Consider the following 24,774-nt stretch of genomic DNA (forward strand, 5'->3'; position numbering starts at 1 on the left):
GGATGGTGATGAAAAAGAAGGCAAATTGCGGGCAAATCCAGCAGAAAAACGGGTTTAGGCCAATAAAATGCAAAAAGGGTTTGCAACAAAACGCACGGAGAGTATAGTGCGCATCCATCGGACGCGGGGTGGAGCAGCCTGGTAGCTCGTCGGGCTCATAACCCGAAGGTCGTCGGTTCAAATCCGGCCCCCGCAACCAACCGATGCCGCATTGGCGGTATTTGCGTTTGGCTTCGATAACAAAGTATTATACGGACGCGGGGTGGAGCAGCCTGGTAGCTCGTCGGGCTCATAACCCGAAGGTCGTCGGTTCAAATCCGGCCCCCGCAACCAACCGAATGTCGTACCAGCGGCATAACATGAACGGTGGTTTCGTAGTAATACAGCATCAAGACGGACGCGGGGTGGAGCAGCCTGGTAGCTCGTCGGGCTCATAACCCGAAGGTCGTCGGTTCAAATCCGGCCTCCGCAACCAACTCTTGATGACAACAGATAAGCACCCTTCCGGGTGTTTTTTTGTATCTGCAATCCGCAAAAATAGCCGGACTCGCACCCGGCCCTGCTTTTATCGGCTCGCCAGCGCGCCGCCGTTGGCGAAATAAGCCTTGATCCCCGCCAGAATCGACTCCGCCACCTGCTGCTGGAAATGGCTGGTGCGCAGCTTGCGCTCCTCTTCGATGTTGCTGATAAATGCCGTCTCTACCAGGATCGACGGGATATCCGGCGCCTTCAACACCGCAAAACCGGCCTGATCGACGCGATTCTTGTGCAACCGGTTGATTTTCCCCATCCGATTCAATACTTCCTTGCCGAACTTCAGGCTGTCGTTGATGGTCGCGGTCTGGATCAGATCGAACATGGTATGGTCGAGATAGCGGTCGCCGCTCTTGCTGACGCCGCCGATTTGGTCCGACGCGTTCTGCGTCTGCGCCAGGAACTTGGCCGCCGAGCTGGTGGCGCCCTTGGTGGACAACGCGAACACCGATGAACCGCGCGCGGCGCGGCTGGTAAAGGCGTCAGCGTGAATCGAAACGAACAGATCGGCGCGCTGCTTGCGCGCCTTGGCGACACGCACCTTGAGCGGGATAAACACATCTTCGTTGCGCGTCATGAACACTTTCATGTTCGGCTCGCGCTTGATCATGGCGCTCAGCTTGCGGGCAATCTGCAGCACGATATCTTTCTCGCGCGTCTTGTACTTGCCGATAGCGCCGGGATCTTCGCCGCCGTGGCCAGGATCCAGCATGATGACGATCGGCCGATCGCGCCCCGCCTTGCCGGCCTGCGGCGCTTCCGGCGGCAGCGTGCGCTCCAGATCGCCCTTGTTGTAATCTTCCAGTAACGCCAGTAGCGGATCATACTCCTCACCGCCGCTGCCGCCCTTGGTCGGGTAGAGATCCATCACCAAACGGTTGCGATACTCCGGTACCGGCGCCAGCGTGAAAATATGCGGGCTGACGCTCTGCTTGAGCTCAAGCACCAGCCGCACGGTATTCTGATCAAACTGGCCGACGCGCGCCTGCTTGAGATACGGATCGTCGGCGCGCACCTGCCCGGCAATACCTTTCAGCACGCTGTTGAGGTGGACGCCTTCGATATCCACCACCACGCGATCGGGATTGGTCAGGGCAAACTGCTTGTATTTCAGCTCGACGTTGGATTCCAGCGTGACGCGGGTATAAGTGGAGGATGGCCAGACGCGCACGGCAATCACGTGCGACGACGCGGCGAAGCCCGTGCGACTCACACTCAGCAACCAGCTGGCGGCAACGCCCTGTAATAAACGACGGCGGCCCAGATTGTGATTAGCGTTTGGCATGCGGCTCCGGCAGTAATAGCTGTTTACAACAGATGAAAAAAACACCAATAAAATGGGGGTGCCGAAAAACTTTAACCAATCATGCCAGCCCTGTCATCAGAAAATCTTTTTATGGTTTTTCAATTTATTAACGATTTAGCGCCCTTAGCTCGCTCTTCATGACGATTTCCCACTTGCCATTAGCGCCATAAAAGAATAAAAATACAAAAATATCGTATAAATATTCACAAGAGGTTTGCCCGTGAAGGAACGTAGTACAGAGCTGGTGCAAGGATTCCGTCACTCAGTCCCTTATATCAATGCCCACCGTGGCAAGACGTTTGTCATCATGCTCGGCGGGGAAGCCATCGAACACGAGAATTTCTCCAACATCGTCAACGATATCGGGCTGTTGCATAGTCTGGGCATCCGCCTGGTAGTGGTTTACGGCGCACGGCCGCAGATCGACGCCAACCTGGCGCAGCATAACTCTGAGCCGATCTACCACAAGCACACGCGCGTAACCGACGCCCATACGCTCGAACTGGTCAAGCAGGCCGCCGGTTTGTTGCAGCTGGACATCACCGCCCGCCTGTCGATGAGCCTCAACAACACGCCGCTGCAGGGCGCGCACATTAACGTGGTCAGCGGCAATTTCATCATCGCTCAGCCGCTGGGTATCGATGACGGCATCGACTATTGCCACAGCGGCCGCATTCGCCGCATCGATGAAGAAGCGATCCATCGCCAACTCGACAGCAACGCCATCGTGCTGATCGGTCCGGTCGCGGTCTCAGTCACCGGCGAGAGTTTCAACCTGACTTCGGAAGAAGTGGCCACCCAGTTGGCGATCAAACTGAAAGCGGAAAAAATGATCGGTTTCTGCTCCTCACAGGGCGTGACCGATGCAGAAGGCAATATCCTTTCCGAACTGTTCCCCAACGACGCGCAAAAGCGCCTTGAAGAACTGGAGGAAGGCGGCGATTACCATTCCGGCACCGTGCGCTTCCTGCGCGGCGCGGTGAAAGGCTGCCGCAGCGGCGTGCGCCGCAGCCACTTGATCAGCTATCAGGAGGATGGCGCGCTGGTGCAAGAGCTGTTCTCGCGCGACGGCATCGGCACCCAAATCGTGATGGAAAGCGCCGAGCAGGTGCGCCGGGCGACGATCAACGACATCGGCGGCATCCTGGAACTGATCCGGCCGCTCGAACAACAGGGTATTCTGGTGCGCCGTTCACGTGAACAGCTGGAGATGGAGATAGACAAGTTCACCATTATCGAACGCGACAACCTGACCATCGCCTGTGCGGCGCTGTACCCGTTCCTGGAGGAAAAAATCGGTGAGATGGCCTGTGTCGCGGTACATCCCGATTACCGCAGTTCTTCGCGCGGCGAGATGCTGCTGCAGCGGGTAGAAAACCAGGCGCGCCAGATGGGGCTGAAGAAGCTGTTCGTGCTGACCACCCGTAGCATCCACTGGTTCCAGGAACGTGGCTTTACCCCGGCGGAGGTCGACGTGCTGCCGATGCAGAAACAGGCGTTGTACAACTACCAGCGCCGCTCCAAAATTCTGCTGGCGGATCTGTAATCACAGTGGGCGCGGCCGTTGCCGCGCCCGTTCATCGCTTATTCCGTTGCCTGCAACCGTTCAGCCAATCCGCTGCGGCGCTGGGTCGGCGTGCGAATAGCCCGCAGCAGTACCGTCTCCGTAGCGTACAGTGAGAGCTGCTTACGCGCACGAGTGATCGCGGTATAGACCAGCTCACGCGTCAGCACCGGCAGGAAATGGTTCGGCAACACCAGAACCGTATGGTCAAACTCCGATCCCTGTGATTTGTGCACCGTCATGGCATAAGCGGTTTCATGCGCCGGCAAACGGCTTGGCTGTACCGACTTGATACTGCCGTCGGGCAGTTGGAAATGCACGCGCAGATCGCCGTGCTCATCCGGCAATGTAATGCCGATATCCCCATTGAACAGCCCCAGTGCGCTGTCGTTGCGGCCGATCATCACCGGCCGCCCCCGGTACCAGCGGCCAAGCACGCCCGGTTTGCGGTCGATCAGGCCCGCACGCTGCAGCCCGAGCTCAATGCGCTCGTTCAGGCCGGCGACGCCGAACGGCCCTTCACGCAGCGCACACAGCACCTGGAAACGGCCAAAAGCCGCCAGCACCGTCGCCGCGTCCGCCCCTTCGGCCGTCAGCCGCAGATAATCGCGGTAGCCCGCCACGCAGGCATCCAACAGCGCCTGATACTCTTCGCTCGTCGCCAGCGCATAGCCCGCGACATCGCCGAAACTGCCGTTTAGTGCCGCCAGTGCGCGATCCCCCGCGCCGGCGTTGACCGCCAACGCCAGCTGGCCGATGCCGGAACGTGCATCGAAGCGATAGCTCTTGCGCAGCAGACACAGGCTATCGCGCACCGCCGCTTCCGCGTCGGCCTGCCGCCCTTCGATCGAACAGCCGGTCAGGCGGCTCAGCTCTGCGGCACGCGCATCGCTGTATCCCTGCTCGGCAAAACGGCAAATATCCCCCAGCACCGCGCCGGCCTCTACCGAAGCCAGCTGATCGCGGTCGCCAAGGAAAATCACCCGCGCCCGATCGGGCAGCGCGGCAATCAGGCGCGCCATCATCGGCAGATCGACCATCGAAGCCTCATCCACCACCAGCACATCCAAATGCAGCCGGTTGCCACGGTGATAGCGCATGCGCTGACTGTTCGGTTGCGCTCCCAACAGACGGTGCAACGTCGCCGCCTCCGTCGGGAACAACGCCTGCTGCGCCGGGGTCAACGCCAACTGACGGCTGGCGCTGCCAAGCGACTCCGTCAGGCGCGCCGCTGCCTTGCCGGTCGGCGCCGCCAGCTGAATTCGCAAGCGTTCGCCTTCATCCAGCTGCACCAGCGCCGCCAACAGCTTGGCGACGGTGGTGGTTTTACCGGTGCCCGGCCCGCCGGAAATCACCGCGATACGCCGCGTAGCCGCCACCGCGGCGGCGATCTTCTGCCAGTCGGGTTCGTCGCTCGCCGTGCCGAACAAGCGGTCGAGAATGGTGCGAAGCTCAGCCTCCGGCACCGCCAGCGTCTCACCTTCGCCGCCGATAAACGCCGCTACTTCACCTTCGTTTTGCCACATGCGCTGCAGGTATAAACGCGGCCCGCGCAGTACCAGCGGCGTTGCGCCGCTGCCATCCCCGACCGCCGCACTGGCCGCCAAACGCTGCTGCCAACGCGCGCTATCCGGTCGCCCGACCGCCTCCCACACCGCCAACGCCAGCGCCGGTTGGCGCCCTTCAAACAGCGTGTCCGCCTGCAGTTGCTCCAGCATCAGGCAGACATGACCCGCCCCCGCCTCTGCGCTCAGGCAGGCGGCGGCCAGCAAAATATCAGGCTCGTCTTCGTTCGCCACCACGCGGGCGAACTGCACGTCTAGCGGGCGCAGCGCGCCAAGCGCCACCGCCTGCTCCAGCAGTGCGATCATGATCCTTCCTCCGCCGCCGCAGCCTCGCCACTGAACAAGCGATCCATCCCCTCCACCAACTCAAACTCGGGGAGACAGGTGAAAATGCCATTGCCCGGGTGCGCCGCATCCACGCCGCGCAGGAACAGATAAATCACCCCGCCAAAATGGCGTCGGTAATCATAATCCGGCAACCGATGGCGCAGATAACGATGCAACGCCAGCGTGTACAGCTGGTATTGCAGATCGTAACGATGCTCCGCCATCGCCTGCTCCATCGCCGGCCGGGTATAGGCGCTGCTGTCCTCTCCTAGCCAGTTGGACTTGTAATCCAGCAGGTAGTATTTGCCCTGCCAGCAGAACACCAGGTCGATAAAGCCTTTCAGCATGCCCTGCACCTGGTGAAAATCCAGCGCCGGACAGCGGGCGGAAAGCGGATCGTAACGCTTCACCAGGGAATCGAGCTCCTTCGCCTGCAACAGCCGATTAATCGGTAAATAGAACTGCAGCTCTGCCTGCTTATGCTGCGGCGTCAGCGCCGCCAGCGTCACGCCGCTGTCGTCGAGCGACGTATTGAGCAGCACCTGCATCCACGCCAGCAGAATCGGTTGCCAGTGTTCGGCGAACCCTTGCTGCTGTAGCTGTTCCAGCAGCCACTGTTCGTCGAGCGGCTGGGTGAAGTCCAGCGTTTCAAACAGGCTGTGCAGGAAGGTGCCGGGCGTTGCGCCGCGCGGGAAGGTATGCGGTGTAAGCGCTGGCTCACTTTCTTCCCCGCGCTCACCGGCCGCGTCGACATCCAGACGCGGCAGCAGATCCTGCATCAGGCTCGCGCCGTGCTGTTGCAAACCGGTATAGCTGGTCACCCGCCAAAAATCCTGGATCCGCCGGGTAAAGCTTTTCGCCTCCAACGCCTCGGTTAGCGAAGCCTGGGGGTGCCAGGGTTCTTCATCCGGCGGTTCAACCAGCGACAGCGCGATACCGCCGCCCGCTAATTGCTGCAGCCGCTCCTGCAGATACACGGCGTCACCGGCTTGCCCGCCCTGCACCAGATAACCCAATGCGCTGCGGTGCAGATCGGTATCGCCCTGTTTCTTGCGCGTGCCCTGGAACAACGGTGCGATGCCGATGCTGCAGTGGTACACCGAGCGGGTCAGCGCCACATACAGCAGACGCAGGTCTTCCGCTAATCGCTCCTCCTCCGCCCAGGCCTGGCTCTCTTCATTGGCGTCGAGATCCAGCAACGCCTGGAAACTGTGGCGATCGTGATACAGCGCCTGTTGCTGCTGGCGGAAGTTGCCGACGAACGGCAGCCACACCAGATCGAACTCCAACCCCTTAGACTTGTGAATCGTGATCACCTGCACCAGATGCCGGTCGCTCTCCAGCCGCAGCTGCTGATTATCGGACTGACGATTAGGCTGGGCGATCTGCTGCGCCAGCCAGCGCACCAGCGCATGCTCGCTGTCGAGCTGCGCCGCCGCCTCTTGCAACAGCTCCCCCAGATGCAGCACGTCGGTCAAGCGACGCTCGCCGCCGGCGCTGGCCAGCAGGTTCTCCGCCAGCTGGCGCGCTTTCATCACCTCGCTCAGCATCGGCAACACGCCGCGGCGCAGCCAGAGCGTGCGGTAACTGTCGAATTCATTAACCAGCGAGTCCCAGGCGCGCTCATCGCGGCTCAGGCCGTCCAACGTCGGCGCGTCCAGCCCCATCAGCCCGGTGGCCATGGCGCTGCGCAGCGTGCGCTCTTGCTCCGGCGCCAACACCGCCTGCAACAACCACAGCAGGTCTTTGGCCTCCGGGGTGTCGAACACGCTATCGCGGTTGGACAGATACACCGACGGAATAGAAAGCGCACTCAGCGCATCGCGCACCAACGCCGCCTCATTGCGGCTGCGCACCAGCACCGTGATATCGGAGGCTTGTACCGGCCTTGGCATCTTGCCGCCCTGCAGCCACGCCTGCCCCTGCTGCCCGGCGCTGAGCCAGTCGCGAATTTGCGTGGCGCACAGGCGCGCCATCAGCTGTTGGTAATCACTTACACCGGCGCCTTCCCCCTGCTGCAGCCAGAACTGCATCGCCGGTTGCGGCTTGCCGTGCAGGTCAAACGCCAGCCCTTGGTTCTTTTCCGCCGCGCTGACCTCGATAAAGGGGATTTGGCCGAACAGGAAAGGCTTTTCTACCTGAGAAAACAGGTGATTAACGCTGGCGACCATCGACGGCGACGAGCGCCAGTTGGTCTCCAGCGTATAGTGGGCGCTCACCTCTGAGCGCGCCCGCATGTAGGTAAAGATGTCGGCACCGCGAAAGGCGTAAATCGCCTGCTTGGGATCGCCGATCAGCAGCAGGCCGCAATCGGGCCGGCCGACGTAAAGTCTTTGGAAAATGCGGTATTGCTGCGGATCGGTATCCTGGAATTCATCGATCATCGCCACCGGGTAACGCTGGCGGATCGCCTGTGCCAGCTGTTCGCCACCACCGCTTTGCAAGGCGCCGTCCAGCCGGCTGAGCAGGTCGTCAAACCCCAGCTCGGCGCGCTGGCGCTTTTCTTGCTGAATGGAAGTGCGGATCTCGCTGAGCGCGCGCGCCATGATCAGGTCGCGCAGCGTCAAGGGTTCATCAAACAGCTCGTCGATCGCCGTGAACAGCGCATGCCGCGGCGGCTCGCCTTTCTTGGTCTTCTCCAGCAGCACCGACTGGCGAAATTTATCCAGTTCCTTCGGCAGCTGGTAGTCCTGAGTCTCCTGCCCGCTCCATTCGCCGACCTTGTTCAGCCAGTTCGGCAGGTGTTTGCTGCTGTAGCTGCGCTTATCGACACCGGACTGGGCGATTAACGCCTCCAGATCGCCCGCCGCCGCCCGCCATTGCGCCTTGATGGCGTCGATGCGCGCGACGATCTGCTCGTGGCGCATCAGGACGGTTTCTTCGTCCTTCGGCGGCCGACGCAGCGCCGGCGCTTCACCGTGCAGATAACCGGAAAGGTCGGCCAGCAACGCTTCCGGGCCGCTCCACTCCTGGCTGACCGCACGCGCCACGCCCAGCGGCAACGGATAGCAGTGGCGACGCCAGAAATCGGCGCAGGCCTGCCGCCGCAGCGGCAGTTCATCCTGCACCAGCGTTTGTTCAAACAGCATGCCGGACTCAAAGGCGTTGTGCGTCAACATTCGTTGGCAAAAGCCGTGGATGGTGTAAATCGCCGCTTCGTCCATCTGCCGCTCCGCCGCCAGCAGCTGCGAGGCGGCGTCGGTCAAATCGTCAATTTCTTCCATCAGCGCCGAAAACAGCGGGTTGGCGCTGATACCGCGCACGCAGGCGATGCGCAGCCCGTGGATATTTTCGCGGATGCGCCCGCGCAGCTCCTCGGTGGCGGCCTCAGTAAAGGTCACCACCAGGATTTCTTCGACCGTCAGCGGGCGGGGAAACGCTGCTTCACCGCCCAACCCCAGCAGCAAACGCAGGTACAGCGCGCCGATGGTAAAGGTTTTGCCGGTGCCCGCCGACGCCTCGATCAGGCGTTCGCCGAACAACGGTAACGTCAGCGGCTCCAGCCTTTGCGGGGCAACTTCCGTCATGGCGTCGCCACTTTGCGCGGCAGGATCTGCTGCAATGCAGACGCGTTCGGATAGGTAACCCAATCCTTAGGCGCCGCGTAATCCGCCTTGTCTTGCCCGCTGCCGCTCACCTGCGACAGCACCGCCAACCCCTGCGGTTGGATCACCGCCTGGTGGAAATAATCCGCCAGCTTGGCCGGCGTCAGCTGTTGCACCTGCGCAATCAGCTTCTGACGGGTATCGAAGGCGAAATTGCCGCGATCGAAATCGTTGGCGAACCGGCTGGCTTCTTCGCTCAGGGTTTGCGGCCGCTGCTTCAGCTCATTGATGAGCGCCTGTTTGTACTGCTCAAAGTCCGCCTCGCTCATGTCGCGCAAGCGCTTCTCGGTTTTCGGGTAGAAATCCTGATAGCGCTGGTACAGGTAGGCCGGCTGCTTGCTGTTGCTCTGCAGCAGGAAGCCCACGCCCCACTGGCGCCCCACCGACATCGGGAAGGCGAAGACCGCATACCCCAATTGCTCCTGAGTGCGCAGCTGGCTGTAGAACCACGGCTGAATGATCTGCCCCAGCAGCGAGCTGTAGGCCATGCCGGTCACTTCGTCGTAGCCGGTCGGCACATAGACCGCCGCCAGCGCCGAGTCGGTGCTGCTGCCCACCTGTTGCAGGTTGGCCAGCTGATTCTTGTCCACCACCACGTCTTCGCCGTGCCACCATTCGATGCCGGTACAGCCCAGACGATGTTTCAACGTCGACGCCAACGTGTCGACCTGCTGCTTGCTCATGTTGCCCACCACCAACAGCTCCGGCGTGGCCTCGGCCAGCAGGCTGTCGCGATAGGCCAGCACGTCTTTCAGCGTCAGCGTCTTCAGCACTTCGCGGCGCTCGCTGCGTTCGGAATACGGCACGCGGGAAACCATCTGCACCGGCTGAATGGCCAGCTCAAACGCTTTGCCCTTCTCGGCGGCGTCCAACTGCTCCAGGTACCAGGATTTGGCCTGCGCCAGCTGATCTTCCGTCGGCGTGAAGCTGGAATAGCCCTCGATCAGCGCCGTCAACAACTGCGGCAAACGCTGGGTAAAGCCATTGGCGTTAAACATCAGGCCGTTGTTCGGCGACGTCGAGAAACTCAACCCGCCGACCGACGCCTGATAGCTCAGTTGATCCAGTGCGAGGCCGGCCAGATAATCCGTCAGCGAGAACAGCACCTGGTTGCGCGCGGAGTCCATAGTCTTGGCGTTGCGGAAAGCGACGGTGACGTCGGCCTTCGGCTCGTCGGCGAAATAACGGCTCGGCATATACAGCACGCGCAGGCCGGGTTTATCCACCACCATTTCCGGCTTTTTGAACTCGTGCGACGGTTTGGTCAGGGTGAAATCATCCGGAATGTACGGGTTGAGCGCCGGCAACGACAGAGAAATGCCGCTGCCCAGCTGCAGCCACTGCGTAAAGCGCTGTGGCGTGATTTTTTCGACCTGGTAAGGCGCGTTGACGAAATAGGCCGTCTTGTTGTGCGGCTCATCGGGGCTGACGAACCAGATGCGCGCATTTTGCGGCGTCATGGCATCCAGACGTTCAGCGATCGCCTTGGGATCATAACGATCGGCCAGGTAGGGTGCGTCCAGCGCATGCTCAACCGGCACACGCAGCATGGTGTCCACCAGCCATTCGATGTAGTCCATATCGCGCGTGATCGACGGATAACGGAAGTCCAGATTCAGAACGTGCGAGATTTCGTCGAAATAACTCTGCTTGATGCCTTCGCTGCGCAGCATTTTCAGGTAGTTGAAAATGGCGGCGACGACCTCGTCGCGTTTGGCCAGACCTTTGTCGGTCAGTGAAACGCTGATGGCGAAGACGCCGCCGTTGCGATCGACCATCGGATCCGCGCCGGCATTGATGGCGTCCGCCAGCCCCTGCTTCTGCAACCAGTCAGACAGGGTGTTTTTGCTGCGGTTGCCGATCAGGTAGCTGATGTAGGTATCGGTTTTGCTGCGAAACGCGGCGCTGTTGTTATCGATGCGGAACTCGACCTTCAGCTGCTTGCGCGGCTGTGCCGGCACATAGTGAATGATGATACCCTGCTGTTCCGGCGTCACGGCCGGCACGGTGATCGGCGGCACGCTGGCGTCGTGATTCGGCACGCGGCCAAAGGTTTTCGCCGCAATATCCGCCAACTGCGGCAGCGGCTGATTACCGTACAAAACGCCCATCATCAGGTTGGCGGAGTAGTAGCGTTTATAGAAGCCGGTCAGTTCATCATGCAACTTGCTGTCCGGCTTGTCTTTCAGCGTATCGAGATTGCCGCCGGAGAAACGCGCGCTCGGGTGCGCCGGGTTAAGGGTTTCCGCGCCGACCTGCGCCATGCGCATGCCGTCGCGCGAACGCGCCATCGTCAATTCGGCGTTCACCGCGTTGCGCTCACGATCGGCATTGCCCGGATCCAGCAGCGGCTCGGCAATGGCGTCGGCCATGCGATCGACCGCCGGCTCCAGCGCGTCATTCTCCACTTCCAGATAGAAGGCGGTGCGATAAGAGGCCGTGCTGGCGTTATGGCTGCCGCCGTGCTTTTTCAGGAATTCGGACAGGTTTTCCGGCTCTGGATAGCGTTTGGAGCCCATCAGCACCATATGTTCCAGATAGTGCGCCAAGCCCAGTTGGCTGTTCGGATCTTCGAGCGACCCGACCGGCAATGCCAGCGCCGCCAGCGATTTCGGCGCCTGGGCATCGGACACCAGCAACACCGTCATGCCGTTAGCCAACTTGATCGCCTCGTACTGACGCGGATCGTGTTCGCTCTTGTTGATCTTCTCCGCCAGCGGTTGCCATCCTTGCGCGGCCCAACTCAACGGTGCCCAACACATAGCCAATAATACCAGCCCGGCGATACGGGCCAACTGTCTGCGCATATCCAAAATAAACCCCTATTCTGACGTCGCTACGCCCACTCCCTGACGTTGGCGACGTGCATCAAAACCACATAACCAAATCGGTACTCGCCGGGTTCTTCGCCAATGTGGCGGTCCGAAACACGGCGGGTATATGCCTGTACGTTATGTCAGACCGGGAATTACCCCAATGGTTGAATATAACCTTCGTTATTTTTACCACCTCCCGCTGCACAGCACCACCGGGGGATTGTTACCCCAGGTTATGCCGCGCCACCGGCAGCAGATAACGCTCTGTTTCGGCCAGAATTTGCGCCAAGTATTCATTATCCAATTGGCGGAATACTCGCTGCACGTAGGGATCTTCCCCTTCTCCGGGAATGCGCTGATCGCCCTGCCAGGCCTGCAGCAATTTGGCGCGGGCCTTAATTTGCGCGTCTTCCTCCCAGTCGATTTGCTGCGTTTCCGGCAGATAGCACTGGCTCAGCCACGCCCAGCCGCTCTTGTTCAGCAACAGCAGCGGCTCACACAGACCGCGTTGATAGCCCGCCAGCAGCTCCGCCAACTGTGCCTGCGCCTCTTCTGGCGCCAGCGCGGCAAAGCGCCAGGCGGAGTTCTTGCGGCCATACATGCGGCTCTCGCCGGTGCCGCCGGCACAGCAATACACCAGGTGCTCCAGCCACAACAATATGCCGTCCACCGCCGACAGCGTAGCGGGCCGCCAGCGCAACAGGCCGTCATCCTGCACCTGGTGCAGCCAGCCACTGAGGCGCACGCCGGCGATATCGATATCCAGCTCCAGGCTATGGCTCTGCGCCCGTTCCGCACGCACCTGCTCGGCCAGTTCGCTCATTTCTTCCTGCTGCTTTTGCCAATAAATTTCGCCGAAGGCGCCATAGGGCAACCCACCGGCGGCGCGCACCCGCTGGAATAGCCGCTCGGGATCGTCGCCGTCGATAAGCGTATTCAGCAGTTGACTGTTGAACTGGTAACGGCTGAGGTTATCCAGCGTGAAGGGTTCTTCGTCCGGCAACTCGGTCTCTTCCAGGATAAAACTGACGCCCAAGCGCAGCTGGAAGAAGGCACGAATCGGATGGCGATAAAACCGCAGCAGCTCATCCAACGCTATTTGCTGCAGCGCTTCGGCGGGCAGCGGCTGGTTGAACGCCGGATGCGCCGCACCGCGACCATCGGCGGCGGGCAGCCACTCGGCGGCATAGCTTTGCGCCTCCGAGCCCGGCAAGAAATTCTCGGCGGCGAACGGCATGCGCGCATGCCACTTCAGCAAGTGCTCGCCCACTCGGCGGGCGCTGTCGTCTGCACTAAGTTCCTCGTCTCCCGGCAGACAATAGCTTTGCTCCAGGTACTCCAGCAGCTCGGTGACCAGCACCGAAGGATAGCGCGGGCTGTTGTCCTGAATGGAACGGCCGATGAAGCTGATATACAGCCGCTGCTGAGCGGACAAAATCGCTTCCAGGAACAGATAGCGGTCGTCATCGCGACGGCTACGGTCGCCACGTTTGACCTGCTGCGCCATCAGATCGAACCCCAGCGGCGGCAGCGTGCGCGGATACACGCCGTCGTTCATGCCCAGCAGGCACACCACCTTGAACGGAATGGAACGCATCGGCATCAGCGTACAGAAGTTGATTTGCCCGGCGAGGAAGCGCTGACTGATGCGTTCCTGATCGAGGCGCGCCGCCAGATCGTCACGCAGAATGGTCAACGGCACCTCGTCGGGATAGCGCGCCGCCAGGCCAAAATTGATGGCCTGCTGCCACTGCTGTTCGATCAGCGCCAGCACGACTTCAGTGTCACTATCCGCGGCGAAGAAGGCATCCAGCAGTTGCCGGCACAACGGCAGCCACGCCTCGAGCGGGCGCGCTTCGCTCAAGACTTGCCGCCAGTGGCTGAGCTGCGCCAGCAGGTCTGCCAACTGCCCCGCCAACTCGGCGGCCAACCCGCTCGATTCGTCGTAAGGTAAAATGCCCTGCCAATCGCCGGCATTGCTGTCCATCGCGTAGCCGAGCAGCATGCGCGTAATGCCGAAGCGCCAGGTATGCTGGCCAGTGGCGGGCAGATCCAGTTCGCGCACGTTATCGTCGTCCAGGCCCCAGCGAACGCCGGATTCACCAACCCAGTGACGCAGCAGGCGCAGCCCCTCTTCGCCGATGGCGAAACGGGTAGCCAGGGCAGGCACCTCCAGCAGCGCCAGCACCTGTTCCGAGGTAAAGCGGCTTTGCGGCAAATCGAGCAGTGAAATGAACGCCTGCAGCGCCGGATGCGCCTGCCGCGCTTTACGGTCAGAAATGGCGAACGGCAGGTAGCGCTCGGCGGGGGCGTTGCCGAACACAGCCTGAATATAAGGCGTGTAGCTGTCGATATCCGCTACCATCACGATGATGTCGCGCGGTGTCAACGACGGATCCTGCGCCAGCATGGTCAGCAGTTGATCGTGCAGCACCTCCACTTCCCGCTGTGGGCTGTGGCAGGCGTGCAGGCTGAGGGAGCGGTCATTCTCATCAAGCGGGCGTTTGCTGACGCTGCTTTCCAGCGTTTCCGCGGTAATACCGATCACCGCATGATCTTCCAACTCCAGCATGTCGCGCTGAACGGCGTGCAGCATGGTATCCGCCGGGATATCGACAAAGGCGTCGACCTCTTGCGCCCCTTCCATCTGCGACAGCAGATAGAGATGATCGCGCCCCAGCTTGCCCCAGGAGGCCAGCAGCGGGTTGCTGAGCTGCTGCTGACCTTCGGCGTCAAACAGGCGCGCCGCGTCGGCCGGCTCGCGAAACAGCCCTTGCTCACGCGCCTGATGGTAATGACGACGCTTGCGGCTCTGCAAGCGGGCCAGGAAAGCGTAATCCTGAATGTCGCCCCAGTAATAACGACAGGGGTTGGTGAACATCAGGTGGATATCGATATGCCGCCCCAGCGCCTGCAGCGCCTCCAAATAGACCGGCGGCAACGCCGAGATGCCGCAGATAAACACCCGCGGCGGCAAACCGGGCGGGCACGTTGTTGCCTGCTCCAGCGCGTGGATAAAGCGGCTGTACAGATTAGCGCGGTGCCATTCCGGCTGCCCCAGTTCGCGCGTGTACTCTACCAACCGCGCCCAGAGCGGCGCCTGCCATTGCTGAGCCTCCGCCAGACCGTCGATGCGCTCACCGCGCTGCCAACTCTCCAGCCACTGCGGGCGATAAACCAAGTATTGGTCGAACAGGTCGGCGACCCGGCCGGCCAACTGATGAATTTTTCGCTTGTCGCCGTCATCGGTCAGATAGTGCTGCAGCGGCGCAAACGCCGGTTGGGTCAGCATCTCCGGCAGCAACCACATCAGCTTCCAGGTCATGGCGTCCTTGCTGAAGGCGCTCTCTTTCGGGATATCCGGCAGCACCCGGGTGAACATGTCCCAAATAAAGGTCGCCGGCAGCGGAAACGCGACATTGGCGGCGATGCCGAACTGTTCCGCCAGCTGCATCTGCAGCCATTGCGCCATCCCGGGGCTCTGCACCAGCACCACTTCCTGTTGAAAAGGATCGGCCAACGGATCTCTGGCTATCAGCGCGCTGGTCAGCGTCTTCAATAAATCCAGCTGATTGGAATGATAAACCGTGAACATGAACGCTCCTTTAAAACAAAAAACATACCGGCTCAAAAACGGGTGCAATACCAACGGCTCAGCGTTGCCCACTGCCGCTGCGGCGTTTGAACCCTGACCGTCAATCGACGGCAATCACTCTCCGCATCGTCAAGCGCCGCCTCACGTCGCCAGCCTTCCGGCGGTGGTTCGGCATCGAGCCGCCCGGTGACAGCGAACGTTTCCAACTGCTGGTGCGCCAGCGCCCAGGCTTGCCGGTAGTGCCACTGGCGCTGAAACGACTGCAACAGCACCTGATGATACTGTAACAAGCCAAGCAGCGACACCGAGAACAGCAAGGCTGCCACCAATACCTCCGGTAGGCTGAAGCCGTTGCGGGATAGCCGCCCTGCGCGAGCGTTAGCCATCGCAGTCAGCCAGCCTTTTCTCGGGGCAAAAATCCAACCGCCCCCCTGGCTGCGCTTGCACCTTGCCAGCAGCCTCTGCATCGTCAAACACGCCCCATTGATACAGCCAAAGCGGCTCCCCCCCGCGCATCTCACCAAGGCCGCGTACCGTCACCACCCCCGCTCTGGCAGACAGCCGGGCGCAGGCCGTCAATTCCACGCGCTGCCTGCATAGCCAGGCCGCTGCACTCAGCTCGACGCGCGGCCAACGCTGGCTCATCCCCCAACTCAGCGCCGAAGCGGCCTGATTGTAAGCCTGAAGGTAACGCTGCTGATCGGCGGCCAGTAACAGCGCGTTATCCAATTGCCGATGCTGAGCATTGAGCAACATCAGCCCCAGCGCCAGCAGCAACATCACCGCCGCCAGGGTGCTACCGCCTCGCTGGGTGCGCCGCTTCATGGCAGCGCCGCCATTTCGACGCTCCCGCTCAGACTGCGTACGATACGCGCATCTGCGACAGAGCGCCCCACGAGCGTCAGGCGGGCCAAGGCCCCGCCATGCTCCCCCCGCTCTATCGCCACATGAAACCGCTCAATGCGCACTTCGTCATGATCGAGCAGCCGCTCCCAGCCGCCGCCATCGCATTGGCTTACGCCGCGCTGCCCTTCCAAGCCGCCATTGCGCAGCCGATAACCGAAATAGCCTGCATCCTCGCCCGAAGTGGGCCATTGCCCGCTGCGGGTGATGTCGTAAGCGACGATAACGCAGCTGCCCGCCGCTTCTCCCGATGCCTGGCCGATCAGCAACGGACGGCCTGCGCACTGTCCGGCGCAAAAACCGGCGCGGCGCAGATCTTTCTCAATGCCGAACGCCAGCTGTCGCAGCGTTGACTCCAGCCGAAAGTGCTGACCGACGGCCACGTTCTGCTGGCGTAACAGCGGGTAAGTTTTTGCCGCGCCAAGCGCGATCACGCTGCCGAACACTAGCGCCAACATGACCTCCGGCAGAGTAAAACCGCGTTCGACAGTCAGCATGGCGCGATCCCTCTTATCCGGAGCCCTTCGCTGCATAAACGCAGCCGCCCTCGGGCAGACAGCACTAGCTGCAGGCCGCCTGCCTCATTGCTGAGCTGGATATGCCCCGCCTGCGCAGTATTGCGCAAACCGTAAAACCCGATTTCTTTGTCGGTATAACCGCTCAGCGCAACGTCACGATAAAACGGCAAAAAAACGGAGCCTTCGGCTGAACCGCAATCCGGCGGCGGCACGCCACCGCCCAGACACCAGGGCGTGCCGTTCTTGAACCACAGCAGCGCCGGGCGGTTGTGCCAGTTGGCGTCCGCCTGCAGTCGCAGCAAAAACGCCAGCAGCTGTTGGGCCGTGTGTTCCAGCCGCAGCGCTTGCTGATGATAGCGCCATTGCCCGACGCCCCAGCCGGTAAGCATGCCGGCGATCAATATCGCCGCCAACAGCTCAATCAGCGTCATGCCACGCTGGCGGTCATCAATGTTCGAGAGAGTCTTGTCGTTCATGCCGCCAGTGTAATGGCCGTAACAACGCGGTAAAGGCGCATGCGCAAGCGCTGCGGCAAGTTGCGCAATGTTTTCTTTACGACGACAGGCGACGACAAAAAAATGCGGCGCAGTGCGCAATGAGGATAAAAAAAGGGGCGCAATCGCTGCGCCCCTGGTGTGATGCGGTTAAGGTCAGATCGCGACCGGCGCCTTGATGGCCGGATGCGGATCGTAACCTTCGATCTCGAAGTCTTCGAAACGGTAATCGAACAGCGAAGCCGGCTTGCGTTTGATCACCAGTTTCGGCAACGGACGTGGTTCACGCGTCAGCTGCAGCCGCGTCTGTTCCATGTGGTTGCTGTACAGGTGGGTATCACCACCGGTCCAGACGAAATCACCCACTTCCAGATCGCACTGCTGCGCCATCATGTGCACCAACAGCGCATAGCTGGCGATGTTGAACGGCAGGCCCAGGAACACGTCGCAGGAACGCTGGTACAGCTGGCAAGAGAGCTTGCCGTCCGCCACGTAGAACTGGAAGAACGCGTGGCACGGCGCCAGCGCCATCTGGTCCAGCTCACCGACGTTCCAGGCGGAAACGATGATGCGGCGCGAATCCGGATCCTGCTTCAGCTGTTGGAGCACGTTGCTCAGCTGATCGATCTGACGACCATCCGCCGCCCCCCAGGCGCGCCACTGCTTGCCGTACACCGGGCCGAGATCGCCGTTTTCATCGGCCCACTCGTCCCAAATGGTGACCTTGTTGTCACGCAGGTAGGCGGTGTTGGTATCGCCGTTCAGGAACCACAACAGCTCATGAATGATCGAACGCAGGTGACATTTTTTCGTGGTCACCAACGGAAAGCCATCCTGCAAATTGAAACGCATCTGGTGGCCGAAAATCGACAACGTGCCAGTGCCGGTACGGTCGGCTTTAGGAGTGCCCTCGGCGAGCACCTTGTTCATCAAATCCAGATACTGTTTCATTTGTCCCTCACGACAGTTGTTGCTGCGGGCGACGACGGTACGCCCAAATCATCATAATAATACCGGCCACCACCATCGGGATGGACAGGATCTGCCCCATGCTGATCACGCCGTCGAACAGGCCAAGCTGGGCATCCGGCTGGCGGAACGCTTCGACGATAATGCGGAATGCGCCATAACCGATCAGGAACAGGCCCGATACGGCACCCATCGGCCGCGGCTTGCGGATGAACAGGTTCAGAATGATAAACAGCACCACGCCTTCCAGCAGCAGTTCATACAGCTGGGACGGGTGACGCGGCAGCACGCCGTACTGGTTCAGCAGCGGCAGCAGAGAAGGATCGGCGGCGGCGAGGGCCACGTCTTCGCTGCGCGAGCTTGGGAAAAGCATCGCCCAAGGGGTGTCGGTAGTCACGCGGCCCCACAGTTCACCGTTGATGAAGTTGCCGAGGCGGCCGGCGCCCAAACCGAACGGGATCAATGGCGCGATAAAATCGGAAACCTGGAAGAAGGTGCGTTTGGTACGACGAGCGAACCAGAACATCACCAGAATCACCCCCATCAAACCGCCGTGGAACGACATGCCGCCATCCCAGACCTTGAACAGATAGAGCGGGTTATCCAGGAACAACGGCAGGTTGTAGAACAGCACATAGCCCACGCGGCCGCCGACGAATACGCCCAGGAAACCGGCGTAGAGCAGGTTTTCCACTTCGTCTTTGGTCCAGCCGCTGCCCGGCTTGTTGGCGCGGCGCACCGCCAGCCACATGGCAAAAACGAAGCCGACCAGATACATCAGGCCGTACCAATGCAAAGAAACCGGGCCAATGGAGAAAATGACCGGATCAAATTTAGGAAACGCCAGATAGCTATTGCTCATCTATCACCACAACATGTCTGTTATTTTTCCCCATGCGGGGGCGGCAGGTGCCAAACGGCGACGGACATTACCTCGCGCCTTGCAAACGGCAGCATTGGCCGCTGCGGTTTGCAAGACGACGAACATGCGTCGCGCTGAGGTTGCGCATCATAACATAGGCTTAGCGTGGTCCGGGCCGGCAGCGCGGGAAAAGTTCTGTAAAAAAATCACATCGCGCGGCGATTATCTGCCGCCGCGAATCAACCCGCCCATGCCGCGTCGCTCCATAAACGCCGCCACCAAATGGCGCACTTCCGTGGTCATTTGGGTGTTCAACACCCGGAGCGCCAACACTTCCGCGTCGGCAAGGTCGATATGTCGCAGCAGGTATTTGATGCGCGCCACGCTGCGGCCGTTCATGCTCAGATTGCGATAGCCCATGCCCACCAGCAACAGCGCGCCCATCGGATCGCCGGCCAGTTCACCGCACAGGCTAAGCTGCAGCCCGGCCGCTTTCCCCTGTTCGGCGATCAGCTTCAGCACCTGCAGCATCGCGGGATGCAGGCTGTCGTACAGCGAGGCTACCCGCGTGTTGTTGCGATCCACCGCCAGCAGGTACTGGGTCAAATCGTTGGTGCCTACCGAGATGAAGTCGACGCGCCCGGCCAAATGCGGGATCAGGAAAATCATCGACGGCACTTCCAGCATCACGCCGATTTTCGGTTTCGGGATCGCGTAGCCAAGCACCTCTTCCACCTCGCGCCCGGCGCGGTCAATCAGGCGCTTGGCCTCATCGACCTCTTCCAGGCTGGTGACCATCGGCAGCAAAATGCCCAGGTTGCCGGTGCCGGCATTGGCGCGCAGCATGGCGCGCACCTGTATCAAAAAGATCTCCGGCTGGTCCAGAGTGATGCGAATGCCGCGCCAGCCCAGGCAGGGATTTTCTTCGCTGATCGGCATGTAGGGCAGTTGCTTGTCGGCGCCGATGTCTAGCGTGCGCAACGTGACCGGTTTGTTGGGGTAAAGCTGCAACATACCTTGATACTGCGCGACCTGTTCTTCTTCGGAAGGGAAACCGCTTTGCAACATGAACGGAATTTCAGTGCGGTACAATCCCACGCCGTCCACCCGGCCGCCCAACAGCTGTTCATGTTCCGGGCTGAGGCCGGCGTTCAACATCACCTGAACGCGTTCGCCGCTTTTCAACTGCGCCGGCTGTTCGACGTCGTCTTCCGCCAGCTTGCTCAGTTCCTGTTCTTCGCTGATCAGCCGTTGGTATTCCTGCACCAGCACCGGCTCAGGATCGACCAGCAGTTCGCCGCGATACCCATCAACGATCAGCAGCCGCTGGCTGAGCAGAGAAGGCTGGATGTCGGCGCCCATCACCGTCGGCACGCCCATCGCCCGTACCAAAATCGCCGCATGCGAGTTGGCGGCGCCGTCGCGCACCACCACGCCGACCAGGCGATCCTGCGGCACTTCGGCCAGCAATGTCGCGGTCAGTTCATCCGCCACCAGCACAAAACGCGCCGGCCACTGGGTGGCGCCCTGAGTGGTGTCGTCGAGGTGGAACAGCAGGCGCTGGCCCAGCGCGCGCAGGTCGCTGCCGCGCTCGCGCATATAGGTGTCCTGCAGTTTGGCGAACTGTTCGGCAAAGGCTTCTATCACCTGCTTCACCGCCCATTCCGCCACCGAGCCGTTATCAATTTCGGCGAACAATTCGCGCTTGAGGCGGGCATCGTTTAGCAGGTGAGAATAAAGATCGAAGATCGCCGCGCTCTCTTTTTGCGAGCTGGCGGCAAAACGCTTGCTGAAGCGACGAAATTCCGCGCCGGCCTCTTCCAGCGCCAACGTCAGGCGCTCGCGCTCGCTGGCGGTGTCCAGCGTCGACGCGCGGTAAACCTGATCGAGCGAAGGCTGGCTGCTGTCCTGCCACCCTTCCGCCACCGCCACGCCGGGCGAGGCCGCCAGCGCGCGCACGCGCGTTTGGCGATACTGGCCGAAAATGGCGTTAAGCTGCGACTGTGACAGGATCCCGGCCATCTGCGTGGCCAGGGTGACCATGAAAGACTCTTCGCTTTCGTCGAACTGGCGCAGCTCACGCTGCTGCACCACCAGCACGCCCAACAGCTGGCGCCGGTGAATGATTGGCACCCCGAGGAAGGATCGGAAACGATCCTCTTTCACCTGAGGGACATATTTGAAACTGGGATGGCTTTGAGCATCGGCCAGGTTGATAGGCTCGGCCCGGCGGCCGACCAACCCGACGACGCCCTCGTCAAACGCCAATGCGATAGTGCGCCCGCGCGGCTTTTTCAGACCGCGCGTGGCCATCAGGTAGTAGCAGCGGCGATCGTTGTCCGCCAGGTAGATGGAACACACTTCGGTGTCCATCGCCAGACAGGTTTCATTGACCAGCAGATCCAGCGCATCCGTCAGACTGGCCGCCGCGGCCACCTTCTCTACAATTTCTCGCAAGCGCGTGAGCATAGTCGGCTTAACTTAACCTCTCTTTCGGCGATAAGCGGGGGCCTGCCGCGGCGGCGCCTGCTCTTGCATCGGCATCACGGTCACGGCGAATTCTTTCATCACCCGGCGGTAAACGTCGCGTTTGAACGACACCACCTGGCGCACCGGATACCAGAAGCTCACCCAGCGCCAACCGTCGAACTCCGGCGTGCTGCTGCGCTGCATATTGATATCAGCGTCATTGCACAGTAGCTGCAACAAAAACCATTTTTGCTTTTGGCCGATACAAACCGGCTTTGTGTCCCAACGCACCAAACGTTTCGGCAATTTATAGCGCAACCAGTTGCGGGTCGAAGCCAGGATGCGCACATCCTTTTTACTCAGCCCCACTTCTTCGAACAGCTCACGGTACATCGCCTGCTCCGCAGTTTCGCCAGGGTTAATCCCACCTTGGGGAAACTGCCAGGAGTGCTGACCGTAACGGCGGGCCCATAAGACCTGCCCCTGACGATTACAGATTACGATACCAACATTCGGGCGGTAGCCATCATCATCGATCACCGGACTACCTCGATAAGCTTAAATTCGCATAGATGTCCTGATTGTTTCACACAAGCTACAGGCGGTAAACCACTGCTTTACGGTGCTGCGGGCCGGATAACATTGGGATAACTCACAGATATAGGCAAAGTTATAAACATACCCCAGCCTTTTAAGCCGGTTTTATTCACTTTTTCTGTGGATAGGTGTGTGCAGAACTCGAGGGATAAGCCGGTAAAACTCTCACACCCTCAAATATCCCCTCATACCGAAAAACACATATTTACCTTAAAAACATATAATTAAACGACAACACGCAATGATGAACAGGTCAAAAATGTGATCTATGCACGGTAAGGATCTTACCCTGGCGAAAGATCCACCAACGCCGTTTTTATCCACAGATTATGCGGGCAAGTTACGCACAAAACGGACAAATTCGTAAAAAACCGCCTGAGTCAAGGCTGTAAATTGAACCAGTGATCGGCAAAAATTTGGGTTATCCCATAAATCTGTGGATAAATAGGTGTAAGATCCTGTTTATTGTCGGTGGCTTCAGGTGAACAAGCCCCGTGAGTGTATTGTCGACCACGTAAGGAAAGAAAAAAAGTCATGTAAAATCATGCTACTATTATTCTTTTCCCCAGGCGACAGCGGTTATCGCTCGCCGTGTATAATTACAGTACATTTTTCAACCAAATTCGACAGGCTTGATTTATGGCATTTTTATCCCCTTTGCCGCCCCCGCCGGAAAATGAACGGCAGCTGTTCGAGCGCGCTCAGGCGCTGGCCGGCGCCAGCTTTGGCGAGCTGGCCGCCCGCGCGCAGTTGCCGATCCCCAAGGATCTGAAACGCGATAAGGGCTGGGTGGGCATGCTGCTGGAGCTGTACCTCGGCGCCATGGCCGGCAGCAAACCGGAGCAGGACTTTCCCGAACTGGGCATTGAGCTGAAAACCATTCCTGTCGACGCCGCCGGCAAACCGCTGGAAACCACGTTTGTCTGCGTCGCCCCGCTCACCGGCAACAGCGGCGTCACCTGGGCCAGCAGCCACGTTCGCCACAAGTTGGCGCGCGTCTTGTGGATACCGGTAGAAGGCGAACGGCAGATCCCGCTGGCCGAACGCCGCGTCGGCTCGCCGCTGCTGTGGAGCCCGAGCGCGGCAGAAGAAGAGAGGTTGCGCCGCGATTGGGAAGAACTGATGGATCTGATCGTGCTCGGTCACGTAGAACGCATCACCGCGCGCCACGGCGAAGTGCTGCAACTGCGCCCCAAAGCGGCCAACAACAAGGCGCTCACCGAAGCCATCGGCGAACAGGGGCAACCTATCATGACGCTGCCGCGCGGTTTCTATCTGAAAAAGGGTTTTACCGGCGCGCTGCTGGCAAGACATTTCTCAATCTAGGCGATTTCGTTTAACTCTGGTTTAGCTAGCCCTGTCAGCGCCGCGATAAACGCGTATAATTCACACTTTGCATTTATTTAGTATTAAGGTGTGTCGGGCAATGTTCGAATGGATTATGGATCCCAATGCCTGGTTAGCGTTAGGTACGCTAACCATTCTTGAGATCGTACTGGGTATTGATAACATCATTTTTCTGTCGCTGGTGGTGGCCAAGCTGCCCAAAGCGCAACAGAACAAAGCTCGCCGGCTCGGGCTGGCCGCCGCCATGATTATGCGTCTGGCGCTGTTGGCCTCCATAGCCTGGGTGATCCGCTTGACGCACCCGCTGTTCACCGTGCTGGATCACTCTATTTCCGCCCGCGATTTGATCCTGCTGCTGGGGGGATTGTTCCTGATCTGGAAAGCCAGCAAAGAGATCCACGAAACCATCGAGGGGTCGGAAGAAGAGCACCACACCAAGGTGCACAGCTTCTTCGGCGCGATCGTGCAAATCATGCTGTTGGATATCATCTTCAGTCTGGACTCGGTGATTACCGCCGTGGGCCTCTCCGACCATCTGTTCATCATGATGGCGGCGGTGGTGATCGCCGTCGGCGTGATGATGTTCGCCGCCCGGCCGATCGGCGAATTCGTCAATCGCCATCCGTCGGTAAAAATGCTGGCGCTGGCGTTCCTGATCCTGGTGGGCTTCACGCTGATGCTGGAAAGCTTCCAGGTGCACGTGCCGAAAGGCTACATCTACTTCGCCATGTTCTTCTCCATGTCGGTAGAGGCGCTCAATCTGATGCGCAGCAAGAAAAACCGTTCGCCGGAATAACCCTACGCGGAGGCCGCCATAGGCGGCTTCCGCCGTTTCGTTGCCCCCTCATTTCACTTTTTCTTATCAGATAAAGACTTATCTGAGACGCCCCCGGCCAAGAGTTTGCTAATCTTGAAAGAACATTGTTTTCTGCATAATCGAGGATCCGCAGGATGAAAAAGTGGGTAATGGCAGTGTCTGCGCTGGTGATGGCCGCCGGTTTGGCGGGATGTTCCAGCGACTACGTCATGGCGACCAAAGACGGCAACATGATCCTGACGCAAGGCAAACCAGAGATCGACACAGACACCGGACTCATCAGTTATAAAGATGAGAAAGGCAACCACCGCCAGATCAACGGCGACCAGGTTTCCCAGGTTATCGAACGCTAATCACCGCTCGCCGGCTATCGCCCGCTCGAGCGCGGTAGCCCTCATTCGTGTCCGCACGGAATCCGCTTCCCCCATCTTCACCGCTTGGTTATAGTCAGGAAAGGCGACATCGCCGCCCGACGGACTTTGCGCC

The 24,774-nt window shown here is 60.2% G+C and carries 17 protein-coding genes and 3 tRNA genes; 7 read left to right on the plus strand and 13 right to left on the minus strand.

Features of this window, described 5'->3' with window-relative positions:
• The first annotated feature begins 122 nt into the window (after positions 1-122).
• The 3 genes from ACJ8J5_RS20200 (at position 123) to ACJ8J5_RS20210 (ending at position 475) form a co-directional block, all read left to right on the plus strand.
• Positions 123-199: transfer RNA gene (locus ACJ8J5_RS20200), tRNA-Met, on the plus strand.
• A gap of 57 nt (positions 200-256) precedes the next feature.
• Positions 257-333 (plus strand) — tRNA-Met (locus ACJ8J5_RS20205).
• Between the two features lie 65 nt (positions 334-398).
• A tRNA-Met gene (locus ACJ8J5_RS20210) sits at positions 399-475 on the plus strand.
• 90 nt (positions 476-565) lie between these two features.
• On the opposite strand, the gene amiC is transcribed toward ACJ8J5_RS20210, so the two are convergent.
• Positions 566-1,819, minus strand: a complete 1,254-nt coding sequence (amiC, locus tag ACJ8J5_RS20215; RefSeq protein ID WP_004931882.1) for an N-acetylmuramoyl-L-alanine amidase AmiC — start codon at positions 1,817-1,819, stop codon at positions 566-568.
• Between the two features lie 241 nt (positions 1,820-2,060).
• Between amiC and argA the strand changes: the two genes are divergently transcribed.
• Entirely contained in the window at positions 2,061-3,386 is a 1,326-nt protein-coding gene (gene argA / locus ACJ8J5_RS20220; RefSeq protein ID WP_025304056.1) for an amino-acid N-acetyltransferase, read from the plus strand.
• Between the two features lie 38 nt (positions 3,387-3,424).
• Here argA and recD read toward each other — a convergent pair whose 3' ends face one another.
• The 12 genes from recD to rppH all read right to left on the minus strand — a co-directional run bounded on the left by recD (position 3,425) and on the right by rppH (position 22,067).
• Complete coding sequence (gene recD, locus ACJ8J5_RS20225) at positions 3,425-5,275, minus strand: exodeoxyribonuclease V subunit alpha (RefSeq protein ID WP_414104928.1); 1,851 nt, start codon at positions 5,273-5,275, stop codon at positions 3,425-3,427.
• On the minus strand, positions 5,272-8,823 hold the full coding sequence (gene recB, locus ACJ8J5_RS20230) for an exodeoxyribonuclease V subunit beta (RefSeq protein ID WP_414104929.1): 3,552 nt from the start codon (positions 8,821-8,823) through the stop codon (positions 5,272-5,274). The genes recD and recB overlap by 4 nt, the downstream gene beginning before the upstream one ends.
• Positions 8,820-11,708: a pitrilysin gene (gene ptrA / locus ACJ8J5_RS20235; RefSeq protein ID WP_414104930.1), complete on the minus strand. Its 2,889-nt coding sequence runs from the start codon at positions 11,706-11,708 to the stop codon at positions 8,820-8,822. The genes recB and ptrA overlap by 4 nt, the downstream gene beginning before the upstream one ends.
• A gap of 232 nt (positions 11,709-11,940) precedes the next feature.
• Positions 11,941-15,312, minus strand: coding sequence for an exodeoxyribonuclease V subunit gamma (recC, locus tag ACJ8J5_RS20240; protein WP_406903676.1), 3,372 nt, complete (start codon positions 15,310-15,312; stop codon positions 11,941-11,943).
• 32 nt (positions 15,313-15,344) lie between these two features.
• Positions 15,345-15,698 carry a prepilin-type N-terminal cleavage/methylation domain-containing protein gene (locus ACJ8J5_RS20245; RefSeq protein ID WP_060435075.1) on the minus strand — a complete coding sequence of 118 codons (354 nt, stop codon included), beginning with the start codon at positions 15,696-15,698 and terminating at the stop codon, positions 15,345-15,347.
• Positions 15,691-16,137 carry a YgdB family protein gene (locus ACJ8J5_RS20250; protein WP_197781381.1) on the minus strand — a complete coding sequence of 149 codons (447 nt, stop codon included), beginning with the start codon at positions 16,135-16,137 and terminating at the stop codon, positions 15,691-15,693. Before ACJ8J5_RS20250 ends, ACJ8J5_RS20245 begins: the two co-directional genes overlap by 8 nt.
• Complete coding sequence (locus ACJ8J5_RS20255) at positions 16,134-16,712, minus strand: prepilin peptidase-dependent protein (RefSeq protein WP_197781382.1); 579 nt, start codon at positions 16,710-16,712, stop codon at positions 16,134-16,136. The genes ACJ8J5_RS20250 and ACJ8J5_RS20255 overlap by 4 nt, the downstream gene beginning before the upstream one ends.
• Positions 16,706-17,209: a prepilin peptidase-dependent protein gene (locus tag ACJ8J5_RS20260; RefSeq protein ID WP_197781384.1), complete on the minus strand. Its 504-nt coding sequence runs from the start codon at positions 17,207-17,209 to the stop codon at positions 16,706-16,708. The genes ACJ8J5_RS20255 and ACJ8J5_RS20260 overlap by 7 nt, the downstream gene beginning before the upstream one ends.
• A 174-nt stretch (positions 17,210-17,383) precedes the next feature.
• Positions 17,384-18,178 (minus strand): thymidylate synthase, encoded by a 795-nt coding sequence (gene thyA / locus ACJ8J5_RS20265; RefSeq protein WP_025304065.1) that lies wholly within the window; start codon positions 18,176-18,178, stop codon positions 17,384-17,386.
• A gap of 7 nt (positions 18,179-18,185) precedes the next feature.
• On the minus strand, positions 18,186-19,058 hold the full coding sequence (gene lgt / locus ACJ8J5_RS20270; protein ID WP_016929919.1) for a prolipoprotein diacylglyceryl transferase: 873 nt from the start codon (positions 19,056-19,058) through the stop codon (positions 18,186-18,188).
• Positions 19,059-19,280: 222 nt separating this feature from the next.
• Positions 19,281-21,527 carry a phosphoenolpyruvate--protein phosphotransferase gene (gene ptsP, locus ACJ8J5_RS20275; RefSeq protein WP_043139841.1) on the minus strand — a complete coding sequence of 749 codons (2,247 nt, stop codon included), beginning with the start codon at positions 21,525-21,527 and terminating at the stop codon, positions 19,281-19,283.
• Between the two features lie 12 nt (positions 21,528-21,539).
• On the minus strand, positions 21,540-22,067 hold the full coding sequence (gene rppH, locus ACJ8J5_RS20280) for an RNA pyrophosphohydrolase (protein ID WP_275095129.1): 528 nt from the start codon (positions 22,065-22,067) through the stop codon (positions 21,540-21,542).
• Between the two features lie 696 nt (positions 22,068-22,763).
• Between rppH and mutH the strand changes: the two genes are divergently transcribed.
• The 3 genes from mutH to ACJ8J5_RS20295 all read left to right on the plus strand — a co-directional run bounded on the left by mutH (position 22,764) and on the right by ACJ8J5_RS20295 (position 24,641).
• Entirely contained in the window at positions 22,764-23,450 is a 687-nt protein-coding gene (gene mutH, locus ACJ8J5_RS20285) for a DNA mismatch repair endonuclease MutH (protein WP_149570136.1), read from the plus strand.
• Positions 23,451-23,550: 100 nt separating this feature from the next.
• The gene (locus tag ACJ8J5_RS20290) at positions 23,551-24,267 is read left to right on the plus strand and encodes a TerC family protein (protein ID WP_025304068.1); all 717 of its coding nucleotides are present in this window, start codon (positions 23,551-23,553) and stop codon (positions 24,265-24,267) included.
• Positions 24,268-24,422: 155 nt separating this feature from the next.
• Complete coding sequence (locus ACJ8J5_RS20295) at positions 24,423-24,641, plus strand: YgdI/YgdR family lipoprotein (RefSeq protein ID WP_016929923.1); 219 nt, start codon at positions 24,423-24,425, stop codon at positions 24,639-24,641.
• Positions 24,642-24,774 lie beyond the last annotated feature (133 nt).

Origin of the sequence: Serratia sp. CY43202, from assembly GCF_052168755.1 — a bacterium.
In the GTDB taxonomy this organism is placed as follows: domain Bacteria; phylum Pseudomonadota; class Gammaproteobacteria; order Enterobacterales; family Enterobacteriaceae; genus Serratia; species Serratia bockelmannii.

Excerpts from the sequence above, each read along its gene's own strand:
- thyA (WP_025304065.1), bottom strand. The coding sequence starts at position 18,178 with ATGAAACAGTATCTGGATTTGATGAACAAGGTGCTCGCCGAGGGCACT.
- ACJ8J5_RS20295 (WP_016929923.1), top strand. The coding sequence starts at position 24,423 with ATGAAAAAGTGGGTAATGGCAGTGTCTGCGCTGGTGATGGCCGCCGGT.
- recC (WP_406903676.1), bottom strand. The coding sequence starts at position 15,312 with ATGTTCACGGTTTATCATTCCAATCAGCTGGATTTATTGAAGACGCTG.
- recB (WP_414104929.1), bottom strand. The coding sequence starts at position 8,823 with ATGACGGAAGTTGCCCCGCAAAGGCTGGAGCCGCTGACGTTACCGTTG.
- ACJ8J5_RS20260 (WP_197781384.1), bottom strand. The coding sequence starts at position 17,209 with ATGAACGACAAGACTCTCTCGAACATTGATGACCGCCAGCGTGGCATG.
- recD (WP_414104928.1), bottom strand. The coding sequence starts at position 5,275 with ATGATCGCACTGCTGGAGCAGGCGGTGGCGCTTGGCGCGCTGCGCCCG.
- amiC (WP_004931882.1), bottom strand. The coding sequence starts at position 1,819 with ATGCCAAACGCTAATCACAATCTGGGCCGCCGTCGTTTATTACAGGGC.
- ptsP (WP_043139841.1), bottom strand. The coding sequence starts at position 21,527 with ATGCTCACGCGCTTGCGAGAAATTGTAGAGAAGGTGGCCGCGGCGGCC.
- lgt (WP_016929919.1), bottom strand. The coding sequence starts at position 19,058 with ATGAGCAATAGCTATCTGGCGTTTCCTAAATTTGATCCGGTCATTTTC.
- ACJ8J5_RS20245 (WP_060435075.1), bottom strand. The coding sequence starts at position 15,698 with ATGGCTAACGCTCGCGCAGGGCGGCTATCCCGCAACGGCTTCAGCCTA.
- ACJ8J5_RS20250 (WP_197781381.1), bottom strand. The coding sequence starts at position 16,137 with ATGAAGCGGCGCACCCAGCGAGGCGGTAGCACCCTGGCGGCGGTGATG.
- ptrA (WP_414104930.1), bottom strand. The coding sequence starts at position 11,708 with ATGCGCAGACAGTTGGCCCGTATCGCCGGGCTGGTATTATTGGCTATG.
- ACJ8J5_RS20255 (WP_197781382.1), bottom strand. The coding sequence starts at position 16,712 with ATGCTGACTGTCGAACGCGGTTTTACTCTGCCGGAGGTCATGTTGGCG.
- ACJ8J5_RS20290 (WP_025304068.1), top strand. The coding sequence starts at position 23,551 with ATGTTCGAATGGATTATGGATCCCAATGCCTGGTTAGCGTTAGGTACG.
- mutH (WP_149570136.1), top strand. The coding sequence starts at position 22,764 with ATGGCATTTTTATCCCCTTTGCCGCCCCCGCCGGAAAATGAACGGCAG.